Annotated in this window: 29 protein-coding genes, 1 tRNA gene and 1 pseudogene; 20 read left to right on the top strand and 11 right to left on the bottom strand. The window is 64.4% G+C overall.

The genetic code is table 11. The features are described 5' to 3' along the window. Positions 1–670 precede the first annotated feature (670 nt). Genes AX724_RS05250 through AX724_RS05240 form a run of 3 tightly spaced genes read left to right on the top strand, consistent with a single transcriptional unit; the run spans position 671 to position 3,018 of the window. Positions 671–1,525 (top strand): ThuA domain-containing protein, encoded by an 855-nt coding sequence (locus AX724_RS05250; RefSeq protein ID WP_066764141.1) that lies wholly within the window; start codon positions 671–673, stop codon positions 1,523–1,525. A gap of 24 nt (positions 1,526–1,549) precedes the next feature. Beyond that, complete coding sequence (locus tag AX724_RS05245) at positions 1,550–2,536, top strand: RraA family protein (RefSeq protein WP_066764138.1); 987 nt, start codon at positions 1,550–1,552, stop codon at positions 2,534–2,536. Positions 2,537–2,583: 47 nt separating this feature from the next. Then, positions 2,584–3,018: a hypothetical protein gene (locus AX724_RS05240; RefSeq protein WP_066764147.1), complete on the top strand. Its 435-nt coding sequence runs from the start codon at positions 2,584–2,586 to the stop codon at positions 3,016–3,018. Positions 3,019–3,035: 17 nt separating this feature from the next. Here AX724_RS05240 and AX724_RS05235 read toward each other — a convergent pair whose 3' ends face one another. From AX724_RS05235 to AX724_RS05215, 5 genes are all read right to left on the bottom strand, one after another. Continuing rightward, positions 3,036–3,404, bottom strand: coding sequence for a YciI family protein (locus AX724_RS05235; RefSeq protein ID WP_066764137.1), 369 nt, complete (start codon positions 3,402–3,404; stop codon positions 3,036–3,038). 75 nt (positions 3,405–3,479) lie between these two features. Further along, a complete protein-coding gene (locus tag AX724_RS05230; protein WP_082733403.1) occupies positions 3,480–4,436 on the bottom strand; it encodes an FAD:protein FMN transferase in 957 nt (318 codons plus the stop codon). Positions 4,437–4,447: 11 nt separating this feature from the next. Further along, entirely contained in the window at positions 4,448–5,335 is an 888-nt protein-coding gene (locus tag AX724_RS05225) for a DUF4198 domain-containing protein (RefSeq protein ID WP_066764135.1), read from the bottom strand. Between the two features lie 11 nt (positions 5,336–5,346). Continuing rightward, on the bottom strand, positions 5,347–5,874 hold the full coding sequence (locus AX724_RS05220) for a DUF2271 domain-containing protein (RefSeq protein WP_066764132.1): 528 nt from the start codon (positions 5,872–5,874) through the stop codon (positions 5,347–5,349). Positions 5,875–5,884: 10 nt separating this feature from the next. Next, positions 5,885–6,529 (bottom strand): PepSY-associated TM helix domain-containing protein, encoded by a 645-nt coding sequence (locus AX724_RS05215; RefSeq protein WP_066764130.1) that lies wholly within the window; start codon positions 6,527–6,529, stop codon positions 5,885–5,887. Positions 6,530–6,757: 228 nt separating this feature from the next. Between AX724_RS05215 and AX724_RS05210 the strand changes: the two genes are divergently transcribed. Further along, complete coding sequence (locus AX724_RS05210) at positions 6,758–7,714, top strand: MlaA family lipoprotein (RefSeq protein ID WP_066764128.1); 957 nt, start codon at positions 6,758–6,760, stop codon at positions 7,712–7,714. A gap of 55 nt (positions 7,715–7,769) precedes the next feature. Here the strand turns inward: AX724_RS05210 and AX724_RS05205 are convergent, their stop codons facing one another. Further along, a complete protein-coding gene (locus AX724_RS05205) occupies positions 7,770–12,434 on the bottom strand; it encodes an NAD-glutamate dehydrogenase (protein ID WP_066764144.1) in 4,665 nt (1,554 codons plus the stop codon). Between the two features lie 189 nt (positions 12,435–12,623). After that, entirely contained in the window at positions 12,624–13,931 is a 1,308-nt protein-coding gene (locus tag AX724_RS05200; RefSeq protein WP_066764126.1) for a PAS domain-containing protein, read from the bottom strand. 187 nt (positions 13,932–14,118) lie between these two features. On the opposite strand from AX724_RS05200, the gene AX724_RS05195 reads away from it, so the two are divergent. Beyond that, positions 14,119–14,194: transfer RNA gene (locus tag AX724_RS05195), tRNA-Thr, on the top strand. Here the strand turns inward: AX724_RS05195 and AX724_RS05190 are convergent. Genes AX724_RS05190 through AX724_RS05175 form a run of 4 tightly spaced genes read right to left on the bottom strand, consistent with a single transcriptional unit; the run spans position 14,180 to position 17,015 of the window. Next, positions 14,180–15,847 (bottom strand): recombinase family protein, encoded by a 1,668-nt coding sequence (locus tag AX724_RS05190; protein WP_066764124.1) that lies wholly within the window; start codon positions 15,845–15,847, stop codon positions 14,180–14,182. The genes AX724_RS05195 and AX724_RS05190 overlap by 15 nt on opposite strands. Continuing rightward, positions 15,844–16,362 carry a GNAT family N-acetyltransferase gene (locus AX724_RS05185; RefSeq protein WP_060977324.1) on the bottom strand — a complete coding sequence of 173 codons (519 nt, stop codon included), beginning with the start codon at positions 16,360–16,362 and terminating at the stop codon, positions 15,844–15,846. Before AX724_RS05185 ends, AX724_RS05190 begins: the two co-directional genes overlap by 4 nt. A 2-nt stretch (positions 16,363–16,364) precedes the next feature. Further along, positions 16,365–16,727 carry a type II toxin-antitoxin system TacA family antitoxin gene (locus AX724_RS05180; protein WP_227876605.1) on the bottom strand — a complete coding sequence of 121 codons (363 nt, stop codon included), beginning with the start codon at positions 16,725–16,727 and terminating at the stop codon, positions 16,365–16,367. Positions 16,728–16,751: 24 nt separating this feature from the next. After that, complete coding sequence (locus tag AX724_RS05175) at positions 16,752–17,015, bottom strand: hypothetical protein (protein WP_060977326.1); 264 nt, start codon at positions 17,013–17,015, stop codon at positions 16,752–16,754. 179 nt (positions 17,016–17,194) lie between these two features. On the opposite strand from AX724_RS05175, the gene AX724_RS05170 reads away from it, so the two are divergent. From AX724_RS05170 to AX724_RS05110, 15 genes and pseudogenes are all read left to right on the top strand, one after another. Beyond that, positions 17,195–17,440: a DUF6429 family protein gene (locus AX724_RS05170; protein WP_060977327.1), complete on the top strand. Its 246-nt coding sequence runs from the start codon at positions 17,195–17,197 to the stop codon at positions 17,438–17,440. Between the two features lie 322 nt (positions 17,441–17,762). After that, positions 17,763–18,062: a DUF736 domain-containing protein gene (locus AX724_RS05165; RefSeq protein ID WP_060977328.1), complete on the top strand. Its 300-nt coding sequence runs from the start codon at positions 17,763–17,765 to the stop codon at positions 18,060–18,062. 500 nt (positions 18,063–18,562) lie between these two features. Further along, positions 18,563–18,739, top strand: coding sequence for a hypothetical protein (locus AX724_RS23270; protein ID WP_155645922.1), 177 nt, complete (start codon positions 18,563–18,565; stop codon positions 18,737–18,739). A 359-nt stretch (positions 18,740–19,098) separates the two neighbouring features. Continuing rightward, the gene (locus tag AX724_RS05160; protein ID WP_060977329.1) at positions 19,099–19,770 is read left to right on the top strand and encodes a DNA methyltransferase; all 672 of its coding nucleotides are present in this window, start codon (positions 19,099–19,101) and stop codon (positions 19,768–19,770) included. A gap of 68 nt (positions 19,771–19,838) precedes the next feature. Next, on the top strand, positions 19,839–20,147 hold the full coding sequence (locus AX724_RS05155; RefSeq protein WP_060977330.1) for a hypothetical protein: 309 nt from the start codon (positions 19,839–19,841) through the stop codon (positions 20,145–20,147). Between the two features lie 498 nt (positions 20,148–20,645). Next, complete coding sequence (locus AX724_RS05150) at positions 20,646–20,912, top strand: DNA -binding domain-containing protein (protein ID WP_060977331.1); 267 nt, start codon at positions 20,646–20,648, stop codon at positions 20,910–20,912. Positions 20,913–21,067: 155 nt separating this feature from the next. Then, entirely contained in the window at positions 21,068–21,268 is a 201-nt protein-coding gene (locus AX724_RS05145) for a transcriptional regulator domain-containing protein (protein WP_075151006.1), read from the top strand. A 16-nt stretch (positions 21,269–21,284) separates the two neighbouring features. Further along, positions 21,285–21,833 carry a DUF2285 domain-containing protein gene (locus AX724_RS05140; protein WP_208597816.1) on the top strand — a complete coding sequence of 183 codons (549 nt, stop codon included), beginning with the start codon at positions 21,285–21,287 and terminating at the stop codon, positions 21,831–21,833. A gap of 129 nt (positions 21,834–21,962) precedes the next feature. After that, positions 21,963–22,229, top strand: coding sequence for a helix-turn-helix transcriptional regulator (locus tag AX724_RS05135; protein ID WP_060977333.1), 267 nt, complete (start codon positions 21,963–21,965; stop codon positions 22,227–22,229). After that, positions 22,229–23,107 (top strand): replication initiator protein A, encoded by an 879-nt coding sequence (locus tag AX724_RS05130; RefSeq protein ID WP_060977362.1) that lies wholly within the window; start codon positions 22,229–22,231, stop codon positions 23,105–23,107. Before AX724_RS05135 ends, AX724_RS05130 begins: the two co-directional genes overlap by 1 nt. A gap of 304 nt (positions 23,108–23,411) precedes the next feature. Continuing rightward, positions 23,412–24,560 carry a phosphoadenosine phosphosulfate reductase domain-containing protein gene (locus AX724_RS05125; RefSeq protein WP_060977334.1) on the top strand — a complete coding sequence of 383 codons (1,149 nt, stop codon included), beginning with the start codon at positions 23,412–23,414 and terminating at the stop codon, positions 24,558–24,560. Further along, positions 24,557–25,003, top strand: a pseudogene (locus AX724_RS24890) (DNA cytosine methyltransferase); the annotation flags it as partial. The gene AX724_RS05125 and the pseudogene AX724_RS24890, both read left to right, overlap by 4 nt. A gap of 16 nt (positions 25,004–25,019) precedes the next feature. Next, positions 25,020–25,766 carry a hypothetical protein gene (locus AX724_RS24370; RefSeq protein WP_231736472.1) on the top strand — a complete coding sequence of 249 codons (747 nt, stop codon included), beginning with the start codon at positions 25,020–25,022 and terminating at the stop codon, positions 25,764–25,766. Beyond that, complete coding sequence (locus AX724_RS24365) at positions 25,709–25,900, top strand: hypothetical protein (protein ID WP_060977335.1); 192 nt, start codon at positions 25,709–25,711, stop codon at positions 25,898–25,900. Before AX724_RS24370 ends, AX724_RS24365 begins: the two co-directional genes overlap by 58 nt. Next, positions 25,897–26,411: DUF2840 domain-containing protein (locus tag AX724_RS05110; RefSeq protein WP_082733404.1), on the top strand; the 515-nt coding region annotated here is incomplete at its 3' end. The genes AX724_RS24365 and AX724_RS05110, both read left to right, overlap by 4 nt.

Genomic DNA, 26,411 nt, shown 5'->3' with positions numbered 1-26,411 from the left:
CAAGGCGACTTCGTACCATGCACGAGGGTGGCTAAATCAATTACGCGGTGTCCCACTTCGCCCGCTACATGGAAACTGGCTGTGGTCGACCAACTTAAGTCCCACATAGCCTTCGGTCATGTCCCCCGGTGTGGTATTTGCGCATCCCACTTTTCAGGGCTTGAACCAGCGGCTGTCGCTTCGGTTATGCATAGGTTTGGATGTGGATCCTGTACCTGTTCAGGTCGGATAAAACGCCCAAAGCGAACAACTGTACGTCGCAGCGAGTCCATTATGTGGGAGGAAATGTGGGAGAATTTAGCTGGTAATCCATCATTTATACATAAATTTCAGCACTTAAGGGGATAGTTCGGTACAAGCCCTGCCACCTGCCTTTGCAGGGCGCTTCTCTCTTCATTTCTCCTCATCCAGCGCGACCACGGCGCGGCGTTGCGTGCGGATTTCATCGACACCGGCGAAATCTCGACCGGGGCGTAACCGCCTCTTGGTTCCTGCTGCATACTGTGCCACATCATATATGATATTATATCGATCGAGAATCGCCGGTGCGGGCGATCGGACGGGGGGAGGAGCTTTTATGAGGGAAGGTTTAAGGCGCAGGCTGCGTGCGTGCTCGCCAGACCGCGTCCGAGGCAATGGCCGGGCGGGGGCGGTGAAACCGGCAATTTTGATGTTGACGATCGCAGCCGCTCTATTGCCACTGCCCGCAGGTACGGCTCCTCTCCCGCCCGTCCATATCCTGTTGTTTGCAGGTCCCAAGCAGCATGGGGCGCCCGGTCGGCATGAATATGAGAAAGACCTGCGCGAGATCGCCTGGCTGCTCGAGCATTCGGGCGCCAATCGGGAAATCAAAGCCGACGTGCTGGTCGGGCAGAAACCGCGTGACATCGCGATGCTGGAAAAGGCGGACGCCATCGTCATCGATGGCAATGGAGACTGGTTGAGGCGGGAAACCGGCGGGCTTTTCCCGCAATATGCGGAAACTGACGGCCTCAATTATGATGCGCCCACGACCGCCGCGCTCAAGGAATTCGACGCCTTGCTCCACCGCCGGAAGACCGGTCTGGTCGTCTATCACTACACGATGTTCGTGGACAATCGCGCCGGCCGCATATGGCTCAGCAACTGGCTGGGCGGGGCGTGGATACCCTATGTCTCGCATAATCCGGTCGACACATGGGCGATCAAGCCCCTGGCCACGAAACATCCGATCCTGCGCGGCGTGAAGCCATGGACGCCGCGCGAGGAAATGTATTCCCGCTACTTCCTGCCCGACAATCCGGGCCGCACATTGTTGCTGACCGCAAAGCCGGCCCAGGCGGCCAATGGCACGGGCGGCCCTGTCGCCTGGGCCTATGATCGGCCCGATGGCGGGCGCTCGGTCGTATGGGGCGGCAACGATTTTCACGACAATATGCACATCTTTCCGCAGCAACGCCGCTTCCTGGTGAACGGCATATTGTGGGCGGCCGGCGTGGACGTGCCGAGCGGCGGCGCGAACGACCAGATGCCGCCGGAATTCTGACACGAAATCGGGGAGATTTTTCACATGCGATTTGACCGGCGTCTGAAGGCCGCCGCCCTGGCGATGGCCGCATGGCTGCTGCCGCAGGCTGTGCTCGCCGATGACGGCTTCTTCACGCGCGATCAGGTGATCCGCTACACGCCCGACTGGACGGGCGAACGTTTCCCGGACGGGCGCCCCAAGGTTTCGGACGCGATCCTCGAGCGGATGCGCGACGTGACATTGGAGGAAGCCTGGGCAACGCTGCGCAGCGCCGGCTTCAACCACCAATATGAGGATGGCTGGCTGTCCATCTTCCCTGACAAGGTGCTGGTGGGGCGGGCGCTGACGTCCCAATGGCTGCCAGGCCGGCCCGACATCCAGACCGTGCTGGAAAAGCAGGGCGTGGCGGACAAGCGGAAGGGTGCGATGAACGCCTGGCCCGTCGATATGCTGCAAAAGGGCGACGTCTATGTCAGCGATCATTTCGGGCTGAAGCAGGACGGGCCCTCCATCGGCGACAATGTGGGCAATGCGATCTATGCCCGCAGCGGCAATGGCGTCGTCTATGACGGCGCGGTGCGTGACATCAACGGTCTCAAGGAACTGCCCAATTTCGTGTCGTTCGTCCGGTCATACGACCCGTCGCATCACTTTGGCGCGATGGCGACCGGCGCGTGTCTCAATTCGACCATGGTCGGGATCAACGGGCCGATCCGCATCGGCCATGCGACCGTCATGCCCGGCGATGTCGTATTGGGGCGGGACGGGGGCGTCCTTTTCATTCCGCCACATCTGGCGGAAAAGGTCGTGAAGCTGTCGGAAAATACCCGTCTGCGCGACATGTTCGGTCATCTGCGCCTGCGCGAGGGGAAATATACGGCGGGTCAAATCGACACGAAATGGTCCGACGCGATCGAAGCCGATTTCTTCGCCTGGCTTCAGGCCAACAAGAACAAGCTGCCCGTCAAGCCCGAAGCCGTGCAGCAGATCATCCGCGATCATGAAGCAGGCATCCCTTACGAAGGATGATGCTTTTGCCCTTCCTTGCCACCGCTGTTCCAGAAAGGATCCATGTCATGCACTTCCGCGCCGCCGCTCTTCTCGCTGCCAACCTCTGCCTCGCCAGCGCTGCCCATGCCGCCACGCCGACAGAGGTCGTCGCCCGCCATGTCGAAAGCATGAAGGTCGGCAAGCTCCAGCCGATCATGGACGATTATTCCGCCGACACTGTCGTCGTCACGCCCGAAGGGCTGGTGGCAGGCCAGACGCCCGCCAAGGGCCCTGGCGTCTATTCGGGCCAGGCACGGGCCAGCCGAGTCTTCGCGACGCTGACCGACAAGGATCATCACGCCGGAATCAAGGCGATGGAAACGCGGATCGAGCCGGTCGGCCCGGACAGCGTCATCCTGCACTGGGTCCAGAATAAAGGCCAGCCAAGCCAGGTGTCGGGCAAGGATGTCTTCATCGTGCGCAACGACAAGATCGAGTTCCAGACGATCATGGTCGACTGACCGGATCGCCAAGCAGTTCAGGCCGTTTCTGCAAATTGGTAGATCGGCCTGATCTCGATCTCGCTGGGGCCGGGCATGGGATTGGGGCAGCGCTTAACCCAGGCGACGGCTTCAGCCATGTCCTTGACTTCCCATAGCCAGAAACCGGCGACGAGTTCGCTGGTGGCGGGGAAGGGGCCGTCGATCACCGCCCGATCGGTCCCGTCGAAAGCGACGCGCTTGCCGGCAGAGGACGGCGTCAGCCCCTCCGCCATCAGCAGCACGCCCGCCGCGCGCAGTTCGTCGTTGAAACGGCCCATCGCCGCCATGGATTCCATCGATTCTGGCGTGGGCGTGAAACCCTGTTCGCTATCCTGTGTCGCCTTGACCAGCACCATCACGCGCATCGCCGTCTCCCTGGACATCGGTGTGGTGCAATGCTGCCGATATTTCCGGTCACCGCAAGTTCGCGATGGTCCCTGTCAATCGAGCATCGCTGCAAGGGCAGGGGTCATATATTCTTGCGCCCCCTCCGCCACCCGCATGACGAGCCGGGCGGCGAGGCCATGTCGGCTCGCCAGTGTCATGCCGGCCTCCGGCCCCAGCACGGTGATGGCCGTCGCCCAGGCATCGGCCACCATCGCGGAATCATGCAGCACGGTGACCGATGCCACGCCCTCTTTTATGGGGGCTGCGGTGGCCGGATCGATGCTGTGCGACAGGCGGCGGCCACCTGCATGGCGGCAGCGGCGATAGTCGCCCGATGTTGCGACAGCCAGTCCGGATAAAGCGACACGCAGCACGGGCGCGTCAAGGCCGGGCGGGGGTTCGACATCGACCCACCATGGCTGGATATCGGGTTTGACACCGTCGCCGCGCAGCTCCCCCCCAATCTCGATCAGGAAATTCGCAGCGCCGGCGGCTCGCAATGCGGCGGCGACGGCATCCACGGCAAAACCCTTGGCGATGCCGGAAAAATCGAGCGCGACATCTGCCATGCGACGCGCGCGGTCTCCCTCGACCTCAATGCAGGTCCAGGGAGACTGCGATACGCGAGCGGCTTCAATATTGCTGGCGACGGGACCGAACCCCCACTGGTTCACCCAGTGACCGATAGCCGGATCGAACGCTCCGTCCGACAAGCGCGCCATATCCAGAGCGGCATTCAGCACCGTCAGCATGTCCGGCGGCAGCACCATCCATTCGCCGAGCGGGATGCGATTGAACCGGCTTATCGTCGAGTCCGCCTCCCAATTGCTCATCTGGGCAATGACGCGGGAGAGGACGGTGGCGATGACGCCCTCTACGTCAGCGGGCGGATCGACAATCCGTGCCGACCAGCTCGGCCCGCCATATGCCGCAACCGTGCCGCCCCGCTGCCGACCGACGAACTGATCGGGCGACAGGTGGGGCGCGATTGCGACACGGATGCCGGGCATGCCGCCTTGGGTCAGGGCGCCAACACTTCCAATGTGGTGATGTAGGATGCGCGGCGAGCGGGCGGGCCTGCTGGCACTTCGGGGCGCGGGGGCTGGGGCGCGATGGATGCACCTGCCGCGTTGCCGCCGCCCTGGTTGCCTTCGCCGCCTTCCCGGCCACCCCCGATCGTCGCGTTCAGCCAGTACATGCCCGGTTCTGGCCATTTGACCGCGACCTTGCCGTCCTTATCGGCGGTGAGGTCCATCTGGCCCAGGCTGTCGCGATAGCGGATGCCGCCAGGAATGACCGTGACCTTGAGGCCGGCGGCCGGCTTTCCGTCCAGCAGGAACTGGAATGTCGCCGCTTCGCCTGCCACCAGATCATTGGGATGCGTCACCGGCACCAATTCGATGCCTTCGCCCACGGGTTTGAAGAGGTTGGTGGTCGGTGCGCCAAGCGTCACGAAAATTTCGTTGCGATTAGACATTTCCGCGGTTTGTACATCGGTAGCGGCAGCGGGGATGGCGGCGGCCAGCTTATCCTTGGTGGTGCCGCGCGGCAGTCGTTCTCGCTTGCCGTTCAGCATATAGCTGCCCATCATGCCGGTCGACACGTTCGCGATGCGATAGGTGCCGGGCTTCGTCAGATGCACGTCGAAGGTCGAGCGATAGCGACCCTTGGCGGCATTCTCGATCTTGCCCGCCGTTCCGTCCGGTTCGGTAACGGTGACGCCGTCGGTCTGCATCGGGAAATGCTCGAAATAGAAAAGGTCGTTGGAAATGGCCGCGTCGACCGTCACCCAGCTGTCCGTGCCGGACAGGGTGGTGGCAGATGGCAGCATCCATTGGCGGTGCGCCTGCGCCGGATTGGAGAGCAGCAGGGCGGCAAGGGCGCCCGCGAACAAATAGCTTTTCTTCATGGTCACCCTCTTCATTTGCTGAAAGTCAGCGTCACCGCACCCAATTCGCTGGCGCCCTGCACCTTGACCGTGGCGCCCGGCTTGGGCGGCCAGGAGAAGGGCAGGCGCAGCAGTTCGCGTCCGCCGACCTCGCGCGCGGCTTCCACCAGTAGCGTGTAGTTGCCCGGCGTCAGCGCGCCCAACGGCCCGCGACCGGCGGTAAAGGCGATCTTCTGGTCTCCAGGCGTCCGTGTCGCGCCGGTCACGCCATCGGCGGGGAACTGCATCGACCGGCCGGAGGCGCGCCACCATTGGCGCACGTCGCGCAGCCACTTGGTTCCCTCGCCATTCTTCATGTCATAATCGTACCAGATCGACAGCGTGCGCGGCGTTGCGCCCTCCTTCTCGATCCAGATGGCGACATAGGGGCGATGATATTCCGCAACCGACAGGCGCGGAATGGCGACGTTCAGGTTCAGCGTCTGCGCGTTTGCCGCAGCGGGCAAAGCCGTACCCAGCGCCCCCGCGCCGGTCAGCAGCAGATGATGGCGGATCTGCATGATGGTCCCCTCAATGGATGAAGATGATGGCGATGATCGCCGGAATGGCGAGACCTGCGGCCACGAGCGGCCAGGTCGAAGGACGCCTTTTTGCGTGCAGGTACAGCAGGAGCAGCCCGGTCAGCGCAAACAGGAAGCAGGCGATGGCGAAGATGTCGATGAACCACGACCATGCCGACCCCGCATTGCGGCCCTTGTGCAGGTCATTGAGATAGCTGATCCACCCACGGCTGGTGCTTTCGCTGGTCACTTCCCCGGTGGCACGGTCGATCGAGACCCAGCCGTCGCCGCCGGGCCGTGGCAGGGGAAGGTAAACGTCATCGGCGGACCATTCCGCCTCGCCCTTGCCGCTCTGCCCGATTTCCCGTTCGATCCAGGTTGCCACAGCGGCGGGAAGCGGCTTCTTGGCATCCGGCGCCTGGTCTGGGGCGATCTGCTTCAACAGATTGGCGGGCAATGTCGCGCTTTTCTCTACCGTCTGCGGTGCGCCCTCGACGTCAGCTGCATGATTGAGCGTGATACCGGTGAAGGCGAATAGCAGCAGCCCGATCAGGCTGATGGCGGAACTCACCCAATGCCAGGTATGAAGCTGCTTCAGCCAGAACGCCTTGGCGCTCTTCACTTTACGCGCCGGGATGCGGGCCTGTCCGTGCATTGTGGAAGCGAATATCCTGCAAGATCGTCAGGGGAATCGCATAGCGCGGCCTCTCTGCAATTGCAAACGCTTCGCAGTAGGAAAATCGGGGGTTGGCATTCAGGCACGCCTATTGACGCAGCGCAACATCCCGCCTAGCCGATATGTCTTTCATTTGACACGGGTTGACGCCGGTCAGACAGCGTTGATCCACCGCGTGGGGGCGGCGGTCTATACGAAGGATAGACTATGATTGTGCCGGCCGTCGCCGCAGGAATGATGTTGATGGGTGCGCAGGCGGAAGCGGGCGCTCAGGCTGTTGTCCCGCCACCTGTCGTCCGCACGCTTCCCCCGTCATCGACGGTGCAGCAGCCCGCCGCCAATAGCGCAGCGACGCCGGGACAGCCGGCGGCGGAACCGGACATCGTCGTCACAGGCGATAAAGGCGCGCCGAAGGGCGATCCGCTCGAAGATATCAATGCCAAGAGCTTCGAAGCGGTACAGTCGGTCGACAAGGCCGTGATCGAGCCGGTCGCGAAGGCCTATAACAAGGGTCTACCCCGACCGGTGCGCAAAGGGCTGCGCAACTTTTTCTCGAACATCGGCGAACCGATCGTCGCCGCGGCTTACCTGCTTCAGTTCAAGCCCGGCAAAGCCTTCGAAACCGTCGGACGGTTCGGCGTCAATACGACCCTTGGCGTTTTCGGCCTGTTCGACGTTGCGAAGCGCAAGCCCTTTTTCCTGCCGCATCGTAACAACGGTCTTGCCAACACGCTGGGCTTCTACGGCATCGGCGCCGGCCCCTATATGTATCTGCCGATCGTCGGCCCGACCACGTTGCGCGACATCATCGGCGATACGGTGGACAAGTTGATCCTGCCTATGGCCATCGGCGCGCCGCTCAACAAGCCCGCCTATGTGATCCCTTCGACCATCCTCAACCAGTTGGGAGAGCGGGCCGCGTTCGACGAAACGATCCAGGAAATCCGCAAGCAGGACGATCCCTATACCGTCTACAAGGAATTGTACCTCAAGCAGCGGCAGGCGGAAATCGACGCCTTGCATGGCCGCGCCCCGGCAAGCCCGGTTGTGCCGATCTATGGCGAGGATTTGCCGACGCCCGGCAAGAAGGGGGCCCCCAAGGTGACGATCCCCGATCCTTACGCCGAACCCGAGGCGCAGTCCGACAGCGGCACCGCACAATAAGCCCAGGCCGCTCCCGCTCATCGCAGCGGGAGCGGCCTGGGGGCTTAGTGGAGGCTTAGCGACCGAGCAGCCCGCGTGCCTGGCCGGCAATTTCTGCCATCATGGCGACGTTGGGCGTTGCCGCGGCCTTGGCCCTTTGAATGAGGTTGCGGAACTGCTGGATGCGGGCACCCTTGGTCTGCAACCAGTTTTCGACATGCGTGGCGACATCCTTGTCCTTGCCCTGCGCCAGGAAATCGAGCCGCACCTGTTGCATGTCGCGGGCTACCCCGGAAATGAGCAGGCGCTCCCACGGGTCGGTGGGGGCCATGCGTGCCGCGGCAGACTGGACCCAATCGATGCCCACGGTTTCGCCCAAATGGGTGAAAGCGCGGGTGAGAGCGATTTCATCGACGTCCATTCGCGCCGCCAGCGCCGCGATGCCGACCGCGCCGTCAAGCTTGAACAGGCCGGCCGTACGCAGCGCCAGGGGTTCCGGCGCGCCCAGCCCAAGCAGCCGGTCAGCGACCGCGTTGGTGCGCCGTTGCACTTCCACGGTCAGGAGATCGTCGACCTGGGCTGCCAGCGAGTCCACGCCCTTGGCCAGCTTCGCCTGCCCCTCTCCCGGCAGTGTGCCGGCGGGCAGGGCGCGCAGGATGTCGGCGATCTGCGCGCGCATGCCGTCCGCTATGTCGCCGAACAGGGCGAGGCGGGCCGCTTCGGACATATCGGCCGCGTCGATGTCCGCCCACAACGTGCCAATATCATAGAGGCGTTCCGCGATCAGGAAGGCGCTGGCGAGGTCGGCAAGCGAGCAGCCTTCCTCCTCCGCCAGTTCAAATGGATGGATGAGGCCCAGCCGGTTGACGATGCGGTTGGCGACCTTTGTCGCGATGATTTCCTTGCGCAGCGCGTGGTTGGCGATCGCGTCCGCTTCCTTTTCCTGCATCGCGCGGGGGAAGGCGGCCATGAGTTCGGCGGTCATGCTGTCGTCGTTGCCCAGATCGCCATGTTCGATGGCATCCTGCAACGCGAGCTTGGCGGTGGACAGCAGTACGGCGAGTTCGGGCCGGGTCAGGCTCAGGCCGTCCTGCGCGCGGCGAAGCAGCTGGTCGTTCGCCGCGAGCCCTTCGACCTGGCGATCGAGCCTGCCGCTTTCCTCGAACGTCTCGATCAGCCGGACATAAGAAGCCAGGCTTGCCGCGCCTCCGGCTTCCGCAATGGAAAGGCCAAGCGCCTGAAGCCGGTTATCCTCCAGCACGATATCCGCGACCGCGTCGGTCATGCTGACCAGAAGCGCGTTGCGCGCCTCGAAAGGCAGGCGACCTTCCGCCATTTCCTTGTTGAGCGCGATCTTGATGTTCACTTCATTGTCGGAACAATCGACGCCGGCACTATTGTCGATGAAGTCGGTGTTGATCCGGCCACCCTTCAGCGAAAAGGCGATGCGCCCGGCTTGCGTGACGCCAAGGTTCGCGCCTTCGCCGACCACCTTGACCCGCAACTGCTCCGCATTGACGCGCAGCCGGTCGTTGGCGGGATCGCCCACATCGCCATGGCTCTGCGATGCTGCTTTCACATAGGTGCCGATGCCGCCGAACCAGAGCAGGTCTGCCGGGGCTTTGAGGATGGCGGAGATAAGCGCGGTAGGCTCCATTTCCGCGTCGCTCACGCCCAGCACAGCCTGCATTTCCGGCGTCAGCGTGATGCGCTTCAGGCTGCGCGGGAAGACGCCTCCGCCCTTTGAGATCAGGGATTTGTCATAGTCTTCCCAGCTTGACCGGGGCAGCTGGAACATGCGGTTGCGTTCGGCCCAGCTCTTTGCCGGATCGGGCGAAGGGTCGAAGAAGATGTGACGATGGTCGAAAGCGGCCATCAGCTTGATCGCCTTGCTCAGCAGCATGCCGTTGCCAAACACGTCGCCGGACATGTCGCCGCAGCCCACGACACTGACCGGCTCGCTCTGAACGTCGACGCCCATTTCTGCGAAATGGCGCTGGACGCTGATCCACGCGCCGCGCGCGGTGATGCCCATCGCCTTATGGTCGTAACCGTTGGATCCGCCGCTGGCGAACGCGTCGCCCAGCCAGAAGTCGCGATCCAGCGCGATGCTGTTGGCGACGTCGGAGAAGGTCGCCGTGCCCTTGTCCGCCGCGACGACGAAATAGGGGTCTTCTCCGTCATGCACCACGACTTCCGCCGGGTGCTTCACCTTGTTCTTGACGATATTGTCGGTGATCGACAGCAAGGCGCGGATGAAGATGCGATAGCTTTCCGTACCTTCGGCCAACCACGCGTCGCGATCGACCTGCGGGTTGGGCAATTGCTTGGGGTAAAAGCCGCCCTTCGCGCCAGTCGGGACGATGACGGCGTTCTTGACGCGCTGCGCCTTCATGAGGCCCAGAATCTCGGTGCGGAAATCGTCGCGCCGGTCCGACCAGCGCAGTCCGCCACGCGCGACCGGGCCGGCGCGCAGGTGAATGCCTTCCACGCGCGGCGAATAGACCCATATTTCGCGCCAGGGCAGCGGTGCCGGAAGGCCGGGCACCTGCGCGCTGTCGAGCTTGAACGCCAGCGCCTCCGTTGCCGCCTTGCTGAAGAAGTTGGTGCGCAGCGTCGCGGTGATCACCGCGCGCAACAGGCGCAGAACGCGATCCTCGTCGATTGCCGTGACCTGTTCCAGCCCGGCGTCGATCTCCGCTTGCGCCTGGGCGATCCGGTCGGCGGCGCCGTTCTGCGCTGCCGGGTCGTGCAACGCTTCGAACAAGGTGACGAGGTTTGCGGCCACGTCCTGTGCCTTGCGCAGCGTTTCGGCGAAGGTGGCCATGCCGTAGGCGACGCCCGTCTGCCGCAAATAGCGATAAAGGGCGCGGAACAGTACGACCGATCGGGGGGCAAGGCCCGCCGTCACGATCAGTTCGTTGAACCGGTCATTTTCGGCGCGTCCTTCCACCACCTGGGCGATCGCTTCGGTCACGATGGCGGCACGATCCACCACCGCCTGCGCGTCGCCGCCAGACGGGAGTTCCAGGACGAAGCGCTGGACATGGCCGAGCGTTCCGCCGTCGATGGCGGTGGTCATCTCCTCGATAACGCGGAACCCGAAATTCTCGAAAACCGGCACCACTTCGGAAAGCGCGACCGTGGCATGGCTGTAGAGCTTGAGGCGGAGCCGTTCGCCGCCGTCCTCCGCATTGCGATAAATGCGGATCGACTTGTCGGCCTCGTCCGACAGGCCGTGGATCAGGCGGATGTCGATCGCGGCTTCGACCGGACCCGCGCCATTGCGGTAGGCGAGGGGGAAGCCGGGCGCGAACCGTTGCGCAAGGGCGGCCGCTCGGCCCCTTTCTTCGGTTTCGGCCAGCGCTTCCTCGACCGCCGGCACCCAACCGCGCACCATCTGCTGCAATTCGCGGTCAAGCATGGCGGCATCCGGCACCATGCCACCCTCGCGCAGGTCGAGCGTGATGCGCAGCAGCGCAAGCCCACCTTCTTCCAGCGCTATTGAGCAACTGAGGACTGGACCCTTGGCTGCCTGCGCCAGCATGTCCTGCACGGCGACGCGGCGGGCGGTCGACAGCTCGTCACGCGGCAACCACACAAAGGCGTAGAGGTGACGCGCCAGTGCGCTGGTCGCCAGCGCCAGCTTGGGACGCGGTCGGTCCGACAGGGACATGAAGGTTAGCGTCAGCCGTTCGAGCGTCTCCCTGTCGAACCCGACGGTGATGTCGTGGGGGAGGGCGGTCAGCGCGTGCGCCAATGTCTTTCCCGCATGACCCTGCGGATCGAAGCCGAACTTGTCCATCAGTGTGGACAATGCGGAACGGAGCAGCGGCACCTTGTCAGGGGTCGCGGCCAGGCCCGAACTTGTCCACATGCCGGCGTGGATGGAGAGCGCCTTGACTTCGCGCCCTTCGCGGATCGGCACGATGACGAGGTCGAGCAGTACATGGCGGTGCACGCGCGACATGCGGCTGGACTTGATGATCAGCGGGGTGCGCTTGCCTTCCTCAAACCAGGCGAAGGCCGCCTCAAGCGACGCAGGCGCGATCAGCGGACGGTCATGGCGGGTGCAAATGCCCAGGGGCTGCGTGCTCTTGCCGGTGCGGTCCAGTATTTCATGGCCCGTCTGCGTGAAATGGCGGGCAAGAAACCAGCGCAGCAGCGCTGCGCCTTCCTCGTCCGGCACAGCGTCTGCATCAGCGGCCATGGCCGACTGCATCTTCGTCCAGTCAGCAACGGCCGCGCGCACGTCGGCGAGCGTTTCCTGCAACGCTTTCTCGATCGCGCGGCGTGCCTTGGCATCGGCGCGGTCCGCCTCGATATAGATCATCGATTCCCGGCGCGCGCCCGGTGCATCGTCGTCAAGTATGGCCGCTAGCGTTCCGCCGCCGTTGCGCTCGACCGACAGCACGGGGTGGAGCAGACGGTGGATCGTGATGTCCGCGGCCGCCAGCGTGTTGGCGATCGAATCCACCAGGAACGGCATGTCGTCATTGACGATCGCCAACCGCATGAAGCGGCCGGTGGCGCCTTCGCCCAGCGTTTCGATGGCGATGGCGACCGCGCCAGGCTTGCGGTCATTGGCTGTGCGGCCAAGGAAAGCGGCGGCTTCCGCCAGCGTCGCTCCGTCCAGTCCCTCGCTCTCGCCGGGTAATGCACCCCGTTCCAGCGCGTCGGCCAGCGCCTGACGAATGCTTGTGTCGACTTCCTTGTTCTTCGCTTCCGCCAGCGCCGTCATTCGCTCCACCTCTCTGCGCGGTTTGGTCCGCTTCGATCTTTCACGGAGGAGGCGCTGGATCGCCGCCATGCGACTCCTCGGCTCAAGACGGCTTTATGCGCCCGGGATCGGGCTGGCTCAACCCTGCATGGAATAAAATTTCGTTGTCTTGAAATTATGTGAGGAGAGATCAGAGTGGCACGGAGCGGGTCATTTCTTGGCCACGGCCAGGATGACCTTCTGGTTGAGGTCGGATCCTTCCGGCAGGGCAGCGACGAGGGCCAGGCTTCCATCCGCTTTTCGACGCGCCACCACGACCGCCAGCCCATCATTGTCCGTGGCCAGCATCGCAGGGTTGAGCGCCGTTGCGGCGCGAATGACCGCGCGGGCCGCTTCCCCCCTGTCGGGGCGGCCGGGTCGCAATGTCCGGCGCGCGTCCCGCTCATCGCGCACCAGCGCCTTCAGCCCGCCTTTGTAGGCCGCCAGATAGTCCGCGAGCGCCCCGACGCCCAGCCGCTGATCCATGGCATGGTCCAGAGCGGTGGCATATTCGGTGATGCGCGTCTTGTCGTAGGTGGCGCCGAAAACCAGCTTTATGATTGCGGTCATGGGGCTGCGCGCCTGCGCCTTTACGCCATAATCGTGCAACAACTCGGCATAATCGTCGGGCCGCGCCTTTGCCACCAGGGCAAAGTCGTAGGACAGGCTGACCGCGCGATAGAGGGCCGCGTGGCTGCGCGCCTCGCAAATGCGCACCCGCGCCGCGCCATCCCGGGCCAGCGCCAGCCAGTCTGCAAGCGACGCATCATCGGCCGGGCATTCCATGCCGGCGAGATCGAGCGCGTCGTCATCCTCATCCTCATCGATCGCCGCGCTGTCCCTGTGTCCCGCCAGGGGCCCGTCCGCCCAGATCGGTCCGCTGCCCTGTGCCGCAGGCGCGGTACGCAGCGCTTCGCTCATCTCCATTTCCAACGCATCGGAAACGCTGCGGCTCGCCACCTCCTTCCAGTTGATGACGCCGAATACGAAATCGATGGTTTCGTCATCGGACGAAAACGGCATCAATATGCCGCGATACATGATTTCGGCGCCACGCTGGTTGGCGAACTCCGCCTCGAAACCCACGGGCGCTTCGTTGGCGATGATCTGCAGATAATGGTCCGTCAGTCGGGACAGGAGCGACCGCGCGGGGACATCGTTGATATAATTGATCGAACCTTCGACGCCGCACTCCTGGCGCAGCGCCGCGCCGAGGTAGACGATCGCCGGATTGTCCAGCCCGGCACTGAAGTCCAGCAATACTGCGTAGGGGCCGAAATCTTCCAGTTGATCGGGCGAAAGATCCTCTATCGACGGAAGCGTGCGGTCGCCTAGCAGCGAGGCCCAGTAATTATAGGCGCGGACCTGCATGCGCCGTTCCTCGGACACGGCAGCCGGCGGAATTTCGACCTCCATAGCGTCAGCATAGTCGAAATCATCCTGATCGTTCGCGGCGTCATGCCCCCGCAGCGTGTCCATCTGAATGCCCCTATATCAAAACCGCAAGTCGCGTCTTTCTCCGACTCTCGCAGGGGATGGTAAAAGAGGGGTAAATGACCCGCCCATAAGCAGGTGCGCGGTCGCATCCGGCGGCACGCGAATGTCGTCTCTCGTTTGAAATGCCCGCTTGTCCTATCGGCCAACCGCTGTTATCTGCCCGCCCGACGCCGCTTTAGCTCAGTTGGTAGAGCATCGCATTCGTAATGCGAGGGTCGTAGGTTCGAGTCCTATAAGCGGCACCATTTCGGTCCAAAAGCCCGAGTCCCTAGCACCGCCGCCTCTACGCCAGAGACGGCGGTGAGGGTGCGCAGCAACTCGGTGCGCGTGCCGCAGATTCGCACATCCGTCTTGCTGTGGACCTCGACCCGCTGGGCCACCGCCCGAATATGGTTTCGCGCATAGGAGCCATCGTCGTGGCGGAGCTTGCGTTTGGCGACCAGCGCGAAGGCGTGAAGGCTCTCGACCGTGATCTCCGGGCTGATCCGCTCAATGTGTGCGACCGCGCGCTCGGCATCGCCTCTGGCCTGGTCGCGGATGGTGGTCAGCTCGGCAATCCGCGCCTTGAGCGACGGATCGCCCATATCGACCAATCCATTCTCGATCGCTTCATAGAGCCGGGAAAGCTTGGTCTCGACCTCAGTCGCGCGCCGTTCCATCTCGGCGACGTGCTGGCGGCGCTCGGTCACCCATTCGTCGCGTCGGGCAATAAGCTGGTCCATCAGCACTTCAAGGCGCGCGGGATCGAGCAGCCGCTTCTCCAGGTGCTCGATCACCGCCTCGTTCAGCCGATCCATCGGAAGCGAGACGCCGGGGCATCCCGTCTTCCCTTTCGTCGCCTTGGTCGCGCAGGTGTAGTAGCGATACTCCTGCCCACTCCGGCTGGTGCCGGTGCGCAGCGTCATCGCGCCACCGCAACAGGCGCAGAAGCAGATGCCCGTCAAGAGCGTCGATCCGCCCACCGCCCGCGGCGGCATCATCTTCGGGCTGCGCGCTTTCAAGGATCGCTGCACGGCCTCGAACTCCGCCACCGTTATGATCGGCGGCACCTCCATGATGGCGTGCTCGGTCTCCGGCTTCGCGCGCCCCTTCTTCACGTCATAGGTGTTGAAGCGGTGCTCGCCGATATAGGTGGTCCGCGTCAGCACCTGATGGACCATGCCCTTGCCCCACCGACCGCCATAGCGCGTGCGGATATTATTCTCATTGAGCCAGCACGCGATCGCCATGACCCCGATCGGCCCGCGCCCATCCGCGCCTTCCAGCGCCAGCCGGAAAATGCGGCGCACCGTTTCGGCGTGGAGCGGATCGATCTCCAGCTTTTTCTTGATCTTCGCGCCGCGCTGCTCGGCCGCGACCGCGCGATAGCCGATCGGAGGACGGGCGCCATTCCAGAAACCCTGCCGGGCGTTTTCGTTCATCGCGCGCAGCGTATGCTTGCCGTTCTCCTTCGACTGATATTCGTCGAACAGCGTCATGATTTTCCGCATCATCTCGCTCATCGGATCATCGCCGAGAATCTGCGTGATGGAGACGAGCTGCACGCCGTTCTTCGCCAGCTTGCGGAGGTAGAACTCGAACTGGAATTGATCGCGGAAAAAGCGCGAGAAGCTATGGACCACGATCACGTCGAAGGGCGACGGCCTTTCCAGCGCCGCGTCGATCATTTCCTGGAAGGCGGGACGGCGATCGTCTGTGCCCGAAACCCCCGGCTCGACAAACTCGGCCGCGACTTCCCAGCCGTTCGAGTGGCAATAGCTCGACGTCTGGCGGCGCTGGTCCGGGATCGACAGATCGCTCTCGGCCGAACGCGGCGACGAGACGCGCAGGTAGAGCGCGGCCCGCAGCGCCGGTTGCACGGCTCCGGTTTCCGAGGGGGCGAGAGCAGCGTTCGTCATCGTTCGACCAATCTTTGAATAGTGTGCATCGGCAGCACGAGGCGTTGGGAATCTGGCAGGCGCACGAAGCCATTGCCTTCGTAGAAGGCTGCCGCGCGATCATTGATGGCGTCCACGACGAGTATCGACGAGCCAGCTGTCGCGGCCGTCGCCCAGACGCGCTCGACGGCATCGGCGATCAGGATCGCCCCAAGGCGTTCGCCCTGCCTCGCTTGCGACACCGCGAGCTGGCCGATCAGCGTCGCGGCGACGAGCGGGTAACGCGGGACATGCTTTCGCGCCGCTGCCGGAATGTCGCCCTGCGCGATGTTGGCCTGACTAAGCGTGTAATAGCCGAGAACCACGCCGGGATTTGCACGCTCGGCGAGAACGAACACACCAGCCGAGCGGCGGCGCATGTCCTGGCCCGCCTGCCTCCGCAAATATCGATCGAGACTGTCGATGCCGCAGGAAAATCCCTCGCGGTCGTGATGCGGCCCCAGCGGCTCGACCTGCAAATCCGCATGCGCCGTCATGATCAGGACGCAACCCGGCGCCGGTGCTCCTGGAGAGCGCGGATCAGCCGCTCGCTGGGCTCGGGCGGATTGATGAGCGCATCGAAGAACGCCGCGCGGTCGCGATCCGACAGCACGAGCGTTTCATGCTCGGCGATCGTTCGCCGCGCCGTGTCGGCTAGCGCTGTCACGCAAAAGTCGCTGACCTTGCGCCGCGTGAGGTGAGCTGCCCGCTCGATCAAATCCTTCGTTTCTTCGTCAATACGGAAGCCGAGCCGCTCGACGCGATTGGCTCTGGCGGACTCCGCTACGGCTTGTTTGCGCGGCATGGGACCGACTCCTGACTTATCCATTTCCGCTACAATGTACGTCACTTTGACGAACATTTCAACCCCTTTCCATTGGCCGTTTTAGGGGAGCGGCCCGAACAGGGCGTCCAGCTCCTCACGAAAAGCGCCTTCGATGACGCGCAACTCGGCATCGCCGATGGGAACCTGCTCGGGCCAGTCGTCGGTAACGACGATCGGCGCGCTGGCGGCATTCTTGCGCGCCGACGCGCGCGTCGGCTGCGGCTGCATGTAATCGTGCAGGTCTTCCAGCCCTTCCGACCAGCCGCGGGGTGCGCGGCGGCGACGTTTGCGAGAGAGTCCCATATTGCTCAAGCTGCCGCGCATCTCTCGGGAATCCAGCAAAATCGCCCTCGGGCGCATACATGCCGGACCCGTAGCAACGGCGGCGGGATTCGGCGCACGGCGGCGCAAGGCGGAAATAGCGAAGTGTAGCGTAGCAAAGATAAGTGCTCACGGCGGGATCGTGGATGCCGTGTGCAGCCCGGTTTGCTATCCTCCCGCGCATGGACTCGCGGACGGACACCGACACCGACACCGACAGAATCGACGAGGCGGTGCTTGCCCTGCTATGGCTCAACCTCAGCACCACCGGCACGGCCTGGAAAGGCTTCGACTGGAGCGCGATGGATCGACTGCACGAACGCGGGCTGATCTCCGATCCTGCGCGCAAGGCAAAGTCGGTGCATCTGACCGACGACGGCATGGCCGAAGCCGAGCGCCTATTCACCGCGCTGTTCGCTCGCCCGTGAATCCTGCCACGCCGACGCGAAAGCCATAACCCAGCCATCGCTGCTGGGTCCGCTGAAATACCGGGTGCAGCATTGTCTCCCGTCCTGCCTGCCCGACCGACCCTCGCGGCCTCCCTCGTGGCTTGATCTGATCGTGTCCACCTGGCGGCGCAACGGCGCCGGGCAGCTTTTTTCCGCCGCCTTCGGCTTTGCAGCGCGAAGCAAAAAAGCGGCCCTTTGGCCGTCCATAGGCCGCAAGCGGTGCGCAGCCGAACGTCCCCGATCTTCGACACGCCACGAGGCCGCGAAGGGCGCGGTCCCGAGTCAAGAAAGGACTGACGACATGATCTGCGGAAACTTCAAAGCGACCGATCGCGGCTTTCACGGCGAAATCCGCTTTTTCGGTCTCAGCGAGAAGGTGGAAATCCTTCGGATCGGCGACAAGGCAAGCGACAAGTCGCCCGACTATCGCATCGTTGCCGCCGACGATGAACGCGTGGAATTCGGTGTGGGCTGGCTCAAGGCCACCAAGGACCAGAAGCCCTACGCTTCGCTCAAACTCAATCCGGTCCTGGCGCCGGACGTTCATCTCCGGCTTGTCTCGACCGAGACAACGGGCAAGTTCGAGCTGAAGGTCGACTGACCGCGGAAGCGTCCCGCCAGCAATGGCGGGGCGCTTCCAGTTTTCCATAAAGGATCTGCGCCGTGCGAAACCGCACCAGCCATTGCATCGGCCTGCCACCGGACGATGCCATACTCGCTACAGGCGCCCGCCCAGCCAGATAACGGTAAGCCCAGGACTCCGCATCCTGGTCGACGGAGGCATCCATGCGCGCAAAGTGCAGGGGAAGCGTCCCACTTCTGCCCCCATTCCTACCTTGCCCGGCGTGTTTTCCACTATGGCCCTAGCCTTGCCGATCCCGCTTTGCCCGAAAATCCGTTCATCTCCCTCCCGGGCTGGTTGCTGATTAGCGCATCTGGCTTTGCCGGGCGCCTCATGCGGGAAGTGGCATAGCCACCAAGCAGAAAACCGGCGCCAGCGCCTACGGTTTCCGCAAGCGGACCCTCCGTTTTTCAGCTTGCCCGCGTCGCCCGCCAAAGCCTGCCTGATGCATCAGCAACGCCAGCACACAGGAGGCAGACATGAAAAAGGATTGGGCAAAGATTCGCAGGATCAACAAGGCCAGGGCCGACCGGAAGATGGCCGCCGAGCAGGCCAAGCCGGAATGGGAACGGAAGTGGGAAGCGCGCGAACTGGCACGCGCCCACGGATACATCCCCTACCTCAGCGATGAGGTTGCAGCCTACCGCGACCTGTAAGGCGGACAGCACCCGATGGCGCCCCACGCCATCGGGTTTTTTTGTGCCTCGCAGGATAGCGGTCTGGGGGGATCGAGCAGGGATCGGCCTGAAGGCCGCGCCGGTAATCCCGGCTGTCATTTGCTTTTCGCGCCGCCAAGGCGGCGCGATCGTTGCTAAGGACGTAGTCCTCGCGCCGGTCAAGGTAAGTGGAACCGTCCGGGGCGGTATCCCCACCTTCCGCGCTTCGCTTGTGCAGGCGGGTGATTCCCCTCCGCCCCGGCCGCCCTTGCCCCGTTGCTACCCTTGGCTCGCCGCCGGGCAGAAGTTCAGGCGCGGCATTCCGCTTCGCTGAACTTCAGAACCAAAGGATTTGAGATATGACCAGCAAGGCACAGGCTCCCCGCGATGTGATCTTCAACGGTGATTGCATTGAAGTGATGCAGGCTTTCGATAGCGGCACGGTGGATTTCATCCTGACCGATCCGCCCTATGTGACCCGCTACCGGGACCGCCAGGGGCGCAAGGTCGCCAATGACGATAACGGCCGGTGGCTGCGTCCGGCGTTTCGGGAAATGCACCGCGTCTTGAAGGATGGCGGCTTTGCGGTTTCCTTCTATGGCTGGAACAAAGTCGATTTGTTCATGGATGCATGGAAGGCGGCAGGCTTCCGCATCGTCGGCCATCTTGTTTTCCGCAAGCGTTATGCGTCATCGGCCCGCTTCCTTCGCTATGAACATGAGCAAGCCTATTTGTTGGCAAAGGGCAATCCCGTCCGTCCGACACGGCCTATCCCCGATGTGCTCGATTTTCCTTACAGCGGGAACCGCCTGCACCCCACGCAGAAGCCGGTTGAAGCACTGGCGCCATTGATCGAGGCTTTCACGCAGCCGGGCGACCTTGTCCTGGACCCATTCAGCGGTAGCGGTTCGACCCTTGCGGCAGCCCAGCAACTCGGGCGCGACTGGACCGGCATAGAACTGGACAACGGCCACTATCACACCGCCAGCAAGCGGCTTGCCGCGCGGCAGCATCGCCGGGCGGCCGCATAGGTCGCCACCCTTTCCCATCATTCGCGCCCGTCCCTGCGGCGGGCGCCACCCTCACAAGGAATTATATCATGCGCTGGATTATCACATCCGATCATATGGGCACTTCCCTTGCCGGGGTCGGTGAAGATGCCGAAGGAAGCATCGCCTATGCCGGCACGAACGAGGGCGACAGTTTGCCGATGGAGTTTCGACTCTATGACGCGCGCCATAAGCTTTGCTTTGAAGGGCGTTGCGGCGACATTGACGCCGATTGGTGGCACGGCTTTGAGCCGCTGATTTGGACCTGGAACGCATTTCGCTGCCGGCGGCTGACCTACCGCCGTGTTGACCGAAGCTGGAAAGAACAGCCGTTCTTGCCTTTCTCGGGCCGATATTGAGAACCGACAACCGACAACCGACAACCGGCTGCAGGTCCTGCCCGGAGCAGCGGCGGCCGCGCGGCCCATAGGTCCGCGCGGCCGTCATGGCGCGCGCTCGCCGGGCATCGCCCGGCTCGCAAGAGACAGTAGCCAGAACGGCGTCCCCGTCCTAAGAAAGACGTGGGCCGCTACGCGGCGGCCTGGGGCGTGGAAACCCCTGAATATCCGGTTGGGCGTCGGCCGTGACGGCGCCGCTATCCTTGACCACATGGTCGGGGAGCCTGTGACGTATACAACAGGCTTCCGGGCTAAAGGTCACAGGGACCGAGATATTCCGGTTTTCCAACTCCCCGATCAGGGTCAGGAGCGAAGTTTGCGGGGGCGCACCGCAGACGAACCGCTGCTGACCTGGAACCCGACCATTGCGGACGACGCGCGAAGCCATGCCCGCCGTGCGTATAGAATCGTCTCCGTTTCGGTCTAAAAGGTTAACGGGACTGGAGGAACGGGGGCGTTATGACCGGCAAGCATTTCAAGGATCGCGCGCCCGACGCGCCGCGGCTCACCGCCTATGACGAGGATCACCTCGCCGACTATATCCGCCTGCTCGATACCGACGACGAGGGCGCCGACTGGCGCGACGCGGCGGCGCATATCTTCGGGATCGATCCGGCCGCGGAACCCGAACGCGCCCGCGCGATGCATGAGAGCCATCTCGCCCGCGCGCGCTGGATGACCGAAGTGGGCTACGCATATCTGCTCGGCCCGCGCGCCATCGAATAAGTTAACATTCAGACCGAAATGGATTTTTCCGGTCGTGGATTCCGATGCGCGGCCGGCATCGCCTGGCGCGGCCTTCGCGCTGTCGGGATGCAGTGCTTCTCCCGATCCTCGGCGGTCCAGACTCCGCACAATGAGCGGCTGGAGAGGATGATCCCATGCCAATGACGCCCGAAGGGCGCGCGCGGCGTGCCGGCAATGCGCCGGACACGCCGGGCCGGGCCGAATTCGCCGCCGCGTTCCTGCAACGCAACCGCCAGTATCGCGCAGAGCGGGCGCGACTGAACCCGAACGCCCCGGCCAGCGAGCGAACGACGCTCGCCCGCCGCTGGGGGTTGTCCTTTCGCCTATCTGCCTGATGAGCTGTCGGGCACGGTGATCTGGCGGCCGGAACTCACCGCCGTCACCGTGATCCTCGACGCTGCGCCGGAAGGATATACCGGCGCCAAGGCGGTCGATCCGCTGGCGCTGGGCGCGCTGCTCGCCGACCAGGCCGGAATCGACGGCCGGCATGTCGTCGTCGCTGACGCGGCCGGCGAGCATCGGCTGTGGCTGCGCGATCCGACGCCCGGCCGGCCGCTCGCCGCGATCGTCCCGCTCGACAAGGACTTCATCAAGCGCATCCTCAGCCTGCTGCGTTTCCATCGACTCATGTCGGGCAAGCGAACCGGCCCATTGCCGCGCGGATGGCCGCTCACCCCGATCCGCGCGGCCCGGCTCGAGCTGATGCTTCGCGCGCTCGATCTGCGCCTCGCCGGGGCGACATACCGCCAAATCGCGATCGCGCTCGGCAGGGACGAGGCCGCGCATCTCTCGGCATCCGATTTCAAGAATTCGGACGCCCGGTCCTTCGCTTATCGCCTGGTGCGCGACGCCACCGCCATGATGAAGGGCGACTACCGCAAGCTGCTGCGCTTCCGCTGATAGCGCCCGCCGCATGACAGCGGCCGGGGGGTGGTCACATCGGCGCAGCTGCGAATCTTCGTTCCCCACCCTGCCGTGAGCACTTCGCCATGATCGCCTCCTGCCACCCCGCCTCGCAGGAGACGCCCCTTGTCCCGACCGCCCGTGACCCTTCCGCCCCGCTACCTGCGGACCCCCGAGGCGGCGCGCTTCCTTGGCCTTTCCGGCCGCACGCTTGAGAAGCACCGCTATTTCGGGAGCGGCCCGGCCTATCGCCGGATCGGCGGACGGGTGGTCTATTCGGTCGACGACCTGCGCGCCTGGGCCGACCTCGGCACCAAATATTCCACGTCCGACCCCGGCCAGAACGATCTCATGCCGCAGCGGGATGCGGCGATCACGCAGAGCCGCCGATGATGCCGCGCACCGCCTCCCGTTCCGGCGAGCGCGCCCAACTCGCGCTGTTCCCCTCGCTCGGGCGCGATATCGCGCCGCGCGATGCCCAGGACCTCATGGCCTGGCCGTTCTTCAGCCTCGCCAAGCGCAGGCGGGTGACGCCGATCGATTTCCGCATGGGCGCGACCTGGATATCGGTCGAGGCCGTGCCCGAACATGGCATGGCGACCATATGGGACGCCGACGTGCTGATATGGGCGGCGAGCCAGATCGTCGCCGCGCGCGACGCGGGGCTGCCGACCTCGCGCCTGATGGCGACGACGCCGCACGAAATCCTCACATTCACCGGACGAGGCACCGGCAAGGATCATTATGACCGGCTGAAGGCCGCGCTCGACCGGCTGCAATCCACCACGGTCGCCACCTCGATCCGCCAGCAGCACCAGCGGCGACGCCATCGCTTCTCGTGGATCAACGAGTGGCAGGAACGGCTCGACGGCGACGGCCGTCCGCTTGGACTGGAGCTGATCCTGCCGGACTGGTTCTATGCCGGCGTCGTCGACCGCACGTTCGTGCTCACCATCGACCGGGCCTATTTCGACCTAACGGGCGGGCTGGAACGCTGGCTCTACCGGATCGTGCGCAAGCATGGCGGCCAGCAGGAAGGCGGCTGGAGCTTCGACGTCCCGCACCTTCACCTGAAATCCGGCGCGCTCTCGCCCTTGAAGCAGTTCGCGTTCGAGCTGCGCGCCATCGTGCAGCGCCAGTCGCTGCCGGGCTACGCGCTGGCGATCGAGCGGGCGTTCGGCCGCGAGCGGCTGACCTTCGCGCCCGTGCCCGCCGATCCGTTCGAGAAGGCGGCGCGGGTCATGGGGCTGGCTGTGGATAACCGGCCATGAGACTCGGCCTATTGAAAACCGCCGGACTCGGCCGATTAAAAACCGCTGACTCGGCCTATAAAAAACCGGACCTCCGCACAAGCTTCTGGAATCGCTCGCGGAATCGGCTCTCTTCTAACTATGCTAACAGTAAAGAATACTTCGTATTCTTTCTAACGCGCTTTGGTGCTGTGGATAATTCGCGAGACGACGCGAAGTATCGGGCAGTAAATCCGCCGTCTCCCCTACGCTATACTACTACGCCTTTTGCGTGCGGCGATCAATCCCGGCACCGTGTTACGCGGCGCGGGCCGGAACCGCGGCCATGATCGCCGCCCAGCACTTCGGCAGCATCTCGGGCGGCAAGGACAGCCAGGCCGTCCTTTGCCGGATGGTCGAGCGGATCGAGCGCAGGGGGCTTGCCGCGTTCGGCAACCGCGCGCCGCGGTTCCTCTCGGCAGACAACGGCCACGAGAACCCGATCACGCTCGACCACATCGCGTATCTCGACGGCTGGCTGCGACAACGCACCGGCCTGTGTATCGAGACGGTCTCGGCGAACGACGTGCCGGGGCTCACAGACGCGGCGGCCTTCGCCCGCAAGCGCGCGATGCTGCGCGAGGAATGGTCGAAGGAGAAGCGGCGGACCCGCCATAAGGGCGCGTGCAACCAGCGCCGGGCCGCGTGGCAGGCAGGCAGGCTCACGAAAGGCCAATGGCTCGCCGCGTGCGAATGTCCCGTCCTGGTCTCGCCCCCGGTTCCCGATCATCTGATCGACCGCGCGCTCGAGCTGCTGCATCCCACCGGCATCCCGTTCCTCGACATGGCGATGCTGCACGGCCGGTTTCCCGGCACCAAAACGCGCTTCTGCACCGACGAGACCAAACTGATCCCGATGATGCATCGCAAGCGTCCGCTGCTCGATGCGGGGATCTCGGTCATCGACTGGATCGGCGAGCGCGCCGACGAAAGCCCGGCGCGGGCGAAGAAGCCGCCGATCCAGTCGGTGCGGCATCCCTCCGGCGCCCGCAAGGTGCTCTACCGGCCCATCTTTCGCTGGTCGGCGGCCGACGCCTTCGCCATCTCCGAGCGCCACGGACTCCGGCATAACCCGCTCTACACGATGGGGATGAGCCGGGTCGGCTGCTCGACCTGCATCATGGTTAGGAAGCGCGAACTGCGCGCCTGGGCCATGCGGTTTCCCGCGGAAGTCGATCGCGTGCGGGAGTGGGAACGGCTGGTCAGCCTCGTTTCGCGGCGCACCGCGATATCGGGAGCGCCGGCATCCCTGCTGCCCGCGCCGACCGTGCCCGGCGATCCCGCCGATCATGGACGTGCGACGATCGACAGGGCGATCGCGTGGTCGCGCACCAGCCGGGGCGGCCGCAACTACGACCTGTTCCTCGCGCAGGAGCAGCGCGACGCCGATGAGCACGGCCTGCTCTGCGACAGCGAATACGGGCTTTGCGAATGATGCGCGCGCTCGACCTGTTCAGCGCCGCGGCGGGCGGCTGGTCGCTCGGCCTGCACCGCGCCGGATTCGTCACCGTCGCCGCCTGCGAGATCGTCGAATGGCGCCGCATCCTCTACGCGGAGAACAATCCCCATGTCAGACTCTACGCGGATGTCCGGTCCCTCACGGCAGCTCGACTTGTTTCTGAACTTGGATTCCTGCCCGACATCATCGTCGGTTCGCCGCCGTGCCAGGACATCTCCAGCGCCAACACCAAAGGCAGGGGGATCGAAGGCGAACGGTCGGGCCTCTACCTCGAAGCCGTCCGGCTGGTCGGAGAGTGCCGCCCTCGCTGGTTCGCTTTTGAGAACAGCGCTAATCTGCGAACTCGCGGCGCTGACCGGCTGCTCCTTCTCCTGGAAACGCTCGGCTACGCCTGCGAACCGTGCGTGGTGGCTGCTGAAAATGTCGGCGCCAACCATGTCCGCAAGCGGTCCTGGCTTATCGGCTACGACCCAGGCCAGCTTGCCGACGCCGGTATCGCAATCCCAGCAAGGCGGCATCCGGCTGGAGGGTGGATCGGGCGCACGGACGGCCCTCAAGGAATCGGGTCTGTTCGACCTGTTTCGCGAGAACAGGCTGCCGACGCCGATGGCGACGGACGGGATGAGGGACGGCGCGGGCGGCGGCGCAGGATCGACATATCCGCTTCGCATGATCCTCGCGACGCCGCGCAAATCGGATGCGGACAAGGGCGGCCGGGGCGATGTGCTCAGCCAGTTGCAGGGCCATGCGAGCCGGCACGCGGGCATGATGCCGACGCCTGTCAAACCGAACGGCGGACGGAGATTGAGCCGGCAGGAGATCGAAACGGGACGCCGGGCGAACGGCGCGAAGGCGCAGATCGACACGCCGAACCTGTTGCGCCACGCGGCGGAAATCCTCCCCACCCCGACGAAGCGCGACAGCCGGATGGACGGCTGGAGTCCGGCCTACGATCGGCGGAAATCGCCGACGATGGACGCGGTGATGGACGGCGCGATGACGGATCGCGCGCCGGACAAATGGGCGGGCGCCCGCGCGCTGGCGGCGATGCTGCGGAGCCGTGGGCTGACTGGAACGGCGGCCTTGCCCATCACCTACGGCTGGATGATGGGCTTTCCGCCTGGGTGGCTGGCACGCGCGTTGCGATCGGCGCTGGAAAGCGGACGGCTGCGGCCAGCCTGATCGTCGAGGCGTTCGGCGACGCCGTTCTCCCGCAAATCCCCGAAGCCATCGGCCGCGCCATCCTGCGCACCGAAGCCGCGCTCGACGTCGTGCTCGGGCGAACCTCCCCCGACATCACCGGAGACGAACGATGAGCGATCCCGCGCATCCGCAGCGCATAGACTTCAGCGGGTTCGAAGCCGCGCTGCGCCGCCGCGCGGCGGAGCAGGCGCAGGCCGCCCGAACGCCGACAGAACCAACGGCGCTGGCATCGCGATCGCGGCTGACCGAAGTCGAACTGACCTGGATCGAAAAGAAGCTGGAGCACTGGATACGCTTCGGCCGCGTCGCGCAGGAACGCATCGTCACACGCCGGACGCGCGTCATGAGCTTCCGGCCGGGCGCGGTGTTTGCCTTCGTCCGCTGGACCGCCAACGACTATGGCACGATCGCCTCGCGCATCGACGTGGTGCGCGCGGTCACGCCGGGCGAGCCTTATACGACGCTGCCGTTCGTGCGGCCGGGCGGCGAAATCCTCCTGCACATCGAGAGCTGGCCCAAGGTCCAGCAGGTGCTCGCCGCGATCGACGCGGTGGAGACGGCGGGCGTCGATCCCTGCGACGCGGCGCCCGAGCACTGGCGCCACGTCCACAACCGCATCGCCGC

It is taken from the genome of Sphingobium sp. CCH11-B1, from assembly GCF_001556865.1.
GTDB lineage: Bacteria > Pseudomonadota > Alphaproteobacteria > Sphingomonadales > Sphingomonadaceae > Sphingobium.
Note: the sequence above shows the minus strand (reverse complement) of the source record. Positions and strands in the feature narration are given on the sequence as shown.

Excerpts from the sequence above, each read along its gene's own strand:
- AX724_RS05210 (WP_066764128.1), top strand. The coding sequence starts at position 6,758 with ATGATTGTGCCGGCCGTCGCCGCAGGAATGATGTTGATGGGTGCGCAG.
- AX724_RS05160 (WP_060977329.1), top strand. The coding sequence starts at position 19,099 with ATGACCAGCAAGGCACAGGCTCCCCGCGATGTGATCTTCAACGGTGAT.
- AX724_RS05225 (WP_066764135.1), bottom strand. The coding sequence starts at position 5,335 with ATGAAGAAAAGCTATTTGTTCGCGGGCGCCCTTGCCGCCCTGCTGCTC.
- AX724_RS23270 (WP_155645922.1), top strand. The coding sequence starts at position 18,563 with ATGAAAAAGGATTGGGCAAAGATTCGCAGGATCAACAAGGCCAGGGCC.
- AX724_RS05250 (WP_066764141.1), top strand. The coding sequence starts at position 671 with ATGTTGACGATCGCAGCCGCTCTATTGCCACTGCCCGCAGGTACGGCT.
- AX724_RS05215 (WP_066764130.1), bottom strand. The coding sequence starts at position 6,529 with ATGCACGGACAGGCCCGCATCCCGGCGCGTAAAGTGAAGAGCGCCAAG.
- AX724_RS05185 (WP_060977324.1), bottom strand. The coding sequence starts at position 16,362 with ATGACGGCGCATGCGGATTTGCAGGTCGAGCCGCTGGGGCCGCATCAC.
- AX724_RS05240 (WP_066764147.1), top strand. The coding sequence starts at position 2,584 with ATGCACTTCCGCGCCGCCGCTCTTCTCGCTGCCAACCTCTGCCTCGCC.
- AX724_RS05165 (WP_060977328.1), top strand. The coding sequence starts at position 17,763 with ATGATCTGCGGAAACTTCAAAGCGACCGATCGCGGCTTTCACGGCGAA.
- AX724_RS05170 (WP_060977327.1), top strand. The coding sequence starts at position 17,195 with ATGGACTCGCGGACGGACACCGACACCGACACCGACAGAATCGACGAG.
- AX724_RS05130 (WP_060977362.1), top strand. The coding sequence starts at position 22,229 with ATGCCGCGCACCGCCTCCCGTTCCGGCGAGCGCGCCCAACTCGCGCTG.
- AX724_RS05150 (WP_060977331.1), top strand. The coding sequence starts at position 20,646 with ATGACCGGCAAGCATTTCAAGGATCGCGCGCCCGACGCGCCGCGGCTC.
- AX724_RS05180 (WP_227876605.1), bottom strand. The coding sequence starts at position 16,727 with ATGTTCGTCAAAGTGACGTACATTGTAGCGGAAATGGATAAGTCAGGA.
- AX724_RS05245 (WP_066764138.1), top strand. The coding sequence starts at position 1,550 with ATGCGATTTGACCGGCGTCTGAAGGCCGCCGCCCTGGCGATGGCCGCA.
- AX724_RS05190 (WP_066764124.1), bottom strand. The coding sequence starts at position 15,847 with ATGACGAACGCTGCTCTCGCCCCCTCGGAAACCGGAGCCGTGCAACCG.
- AX724_RS24370 (WP_231736472.1), top strand. The coding sequence starts at position 25,020 with ATGTCCGCAAGCGGTCCTGGCTTATCGGCTACGACCCAGGCCAGCTTG.
- AX724_RS05235 (WP_066764137.1), bottom strand. The coding sequence starts at position 3,404 with ATGCGCGTGATGGTGCTGGTCAAGGCGACACAGGATAGCGAACAGGGT.
- AX724_RS05175 (WP_060977326.1), bottom strand. The coding sequence starts at position 17,015 with ATGCGCGGCAGCTTGAGCAATATGGGACTCTCTCGCAAACGTCGCCGC.
- AX724_RS05145 (WP_075151006.1), top strand. The coding sequence starts at position 21,068 with ATGCCAATGACGCCCGAAGGGCGCGCGCGGCGTGCCGGCAATGCGCCG.
- AX724_RS05220 (WP_066764132.1), bottom strand. The coding sequence starts at position 5,874 with ATGCAGATCCGCCATCATCTGCTGCTGACCGGCGCGGGGGCGCTGGGT.
- AX724_RS05205 (WP_066764144.1), bottom strand. The coding sequence starts at position 12,434 with ATGACGGCGCTGGCGGAAGCGAAGAACAAGGAAGTCGACACAAGCATT.
- AX724_RS05230 (WP_082733403.1), bottom strand. The coding sequence starts at position 4,436 with ATGCCCGGCATCCGTGTCGCAATCGCGCCCCACCTGTCGCCCGATCAG.
- AX724_RS05125 (WP_060977334.1), top strand. The coding sequence starts at position 23,412 with ATGATCGCCGCCCAGCACTTCGGCAGCATCTCGGGCGGCAAGGACAGC.
- AX724_RS05200 (WP_066764126.1), bottom strand. The coding sequence starts at position 13,931 with ATGGACACGCTGCGGGGGCATGACGCCGCGAACGATCAGGATGATTTC.
- AX724_RS05155 (WP_060977330.1), top strand. The coding sequence starts at position 19,839 with ATGCGCTGGATTATCACATCCGATCATATGGGCACTTCCCTTGCCGGG.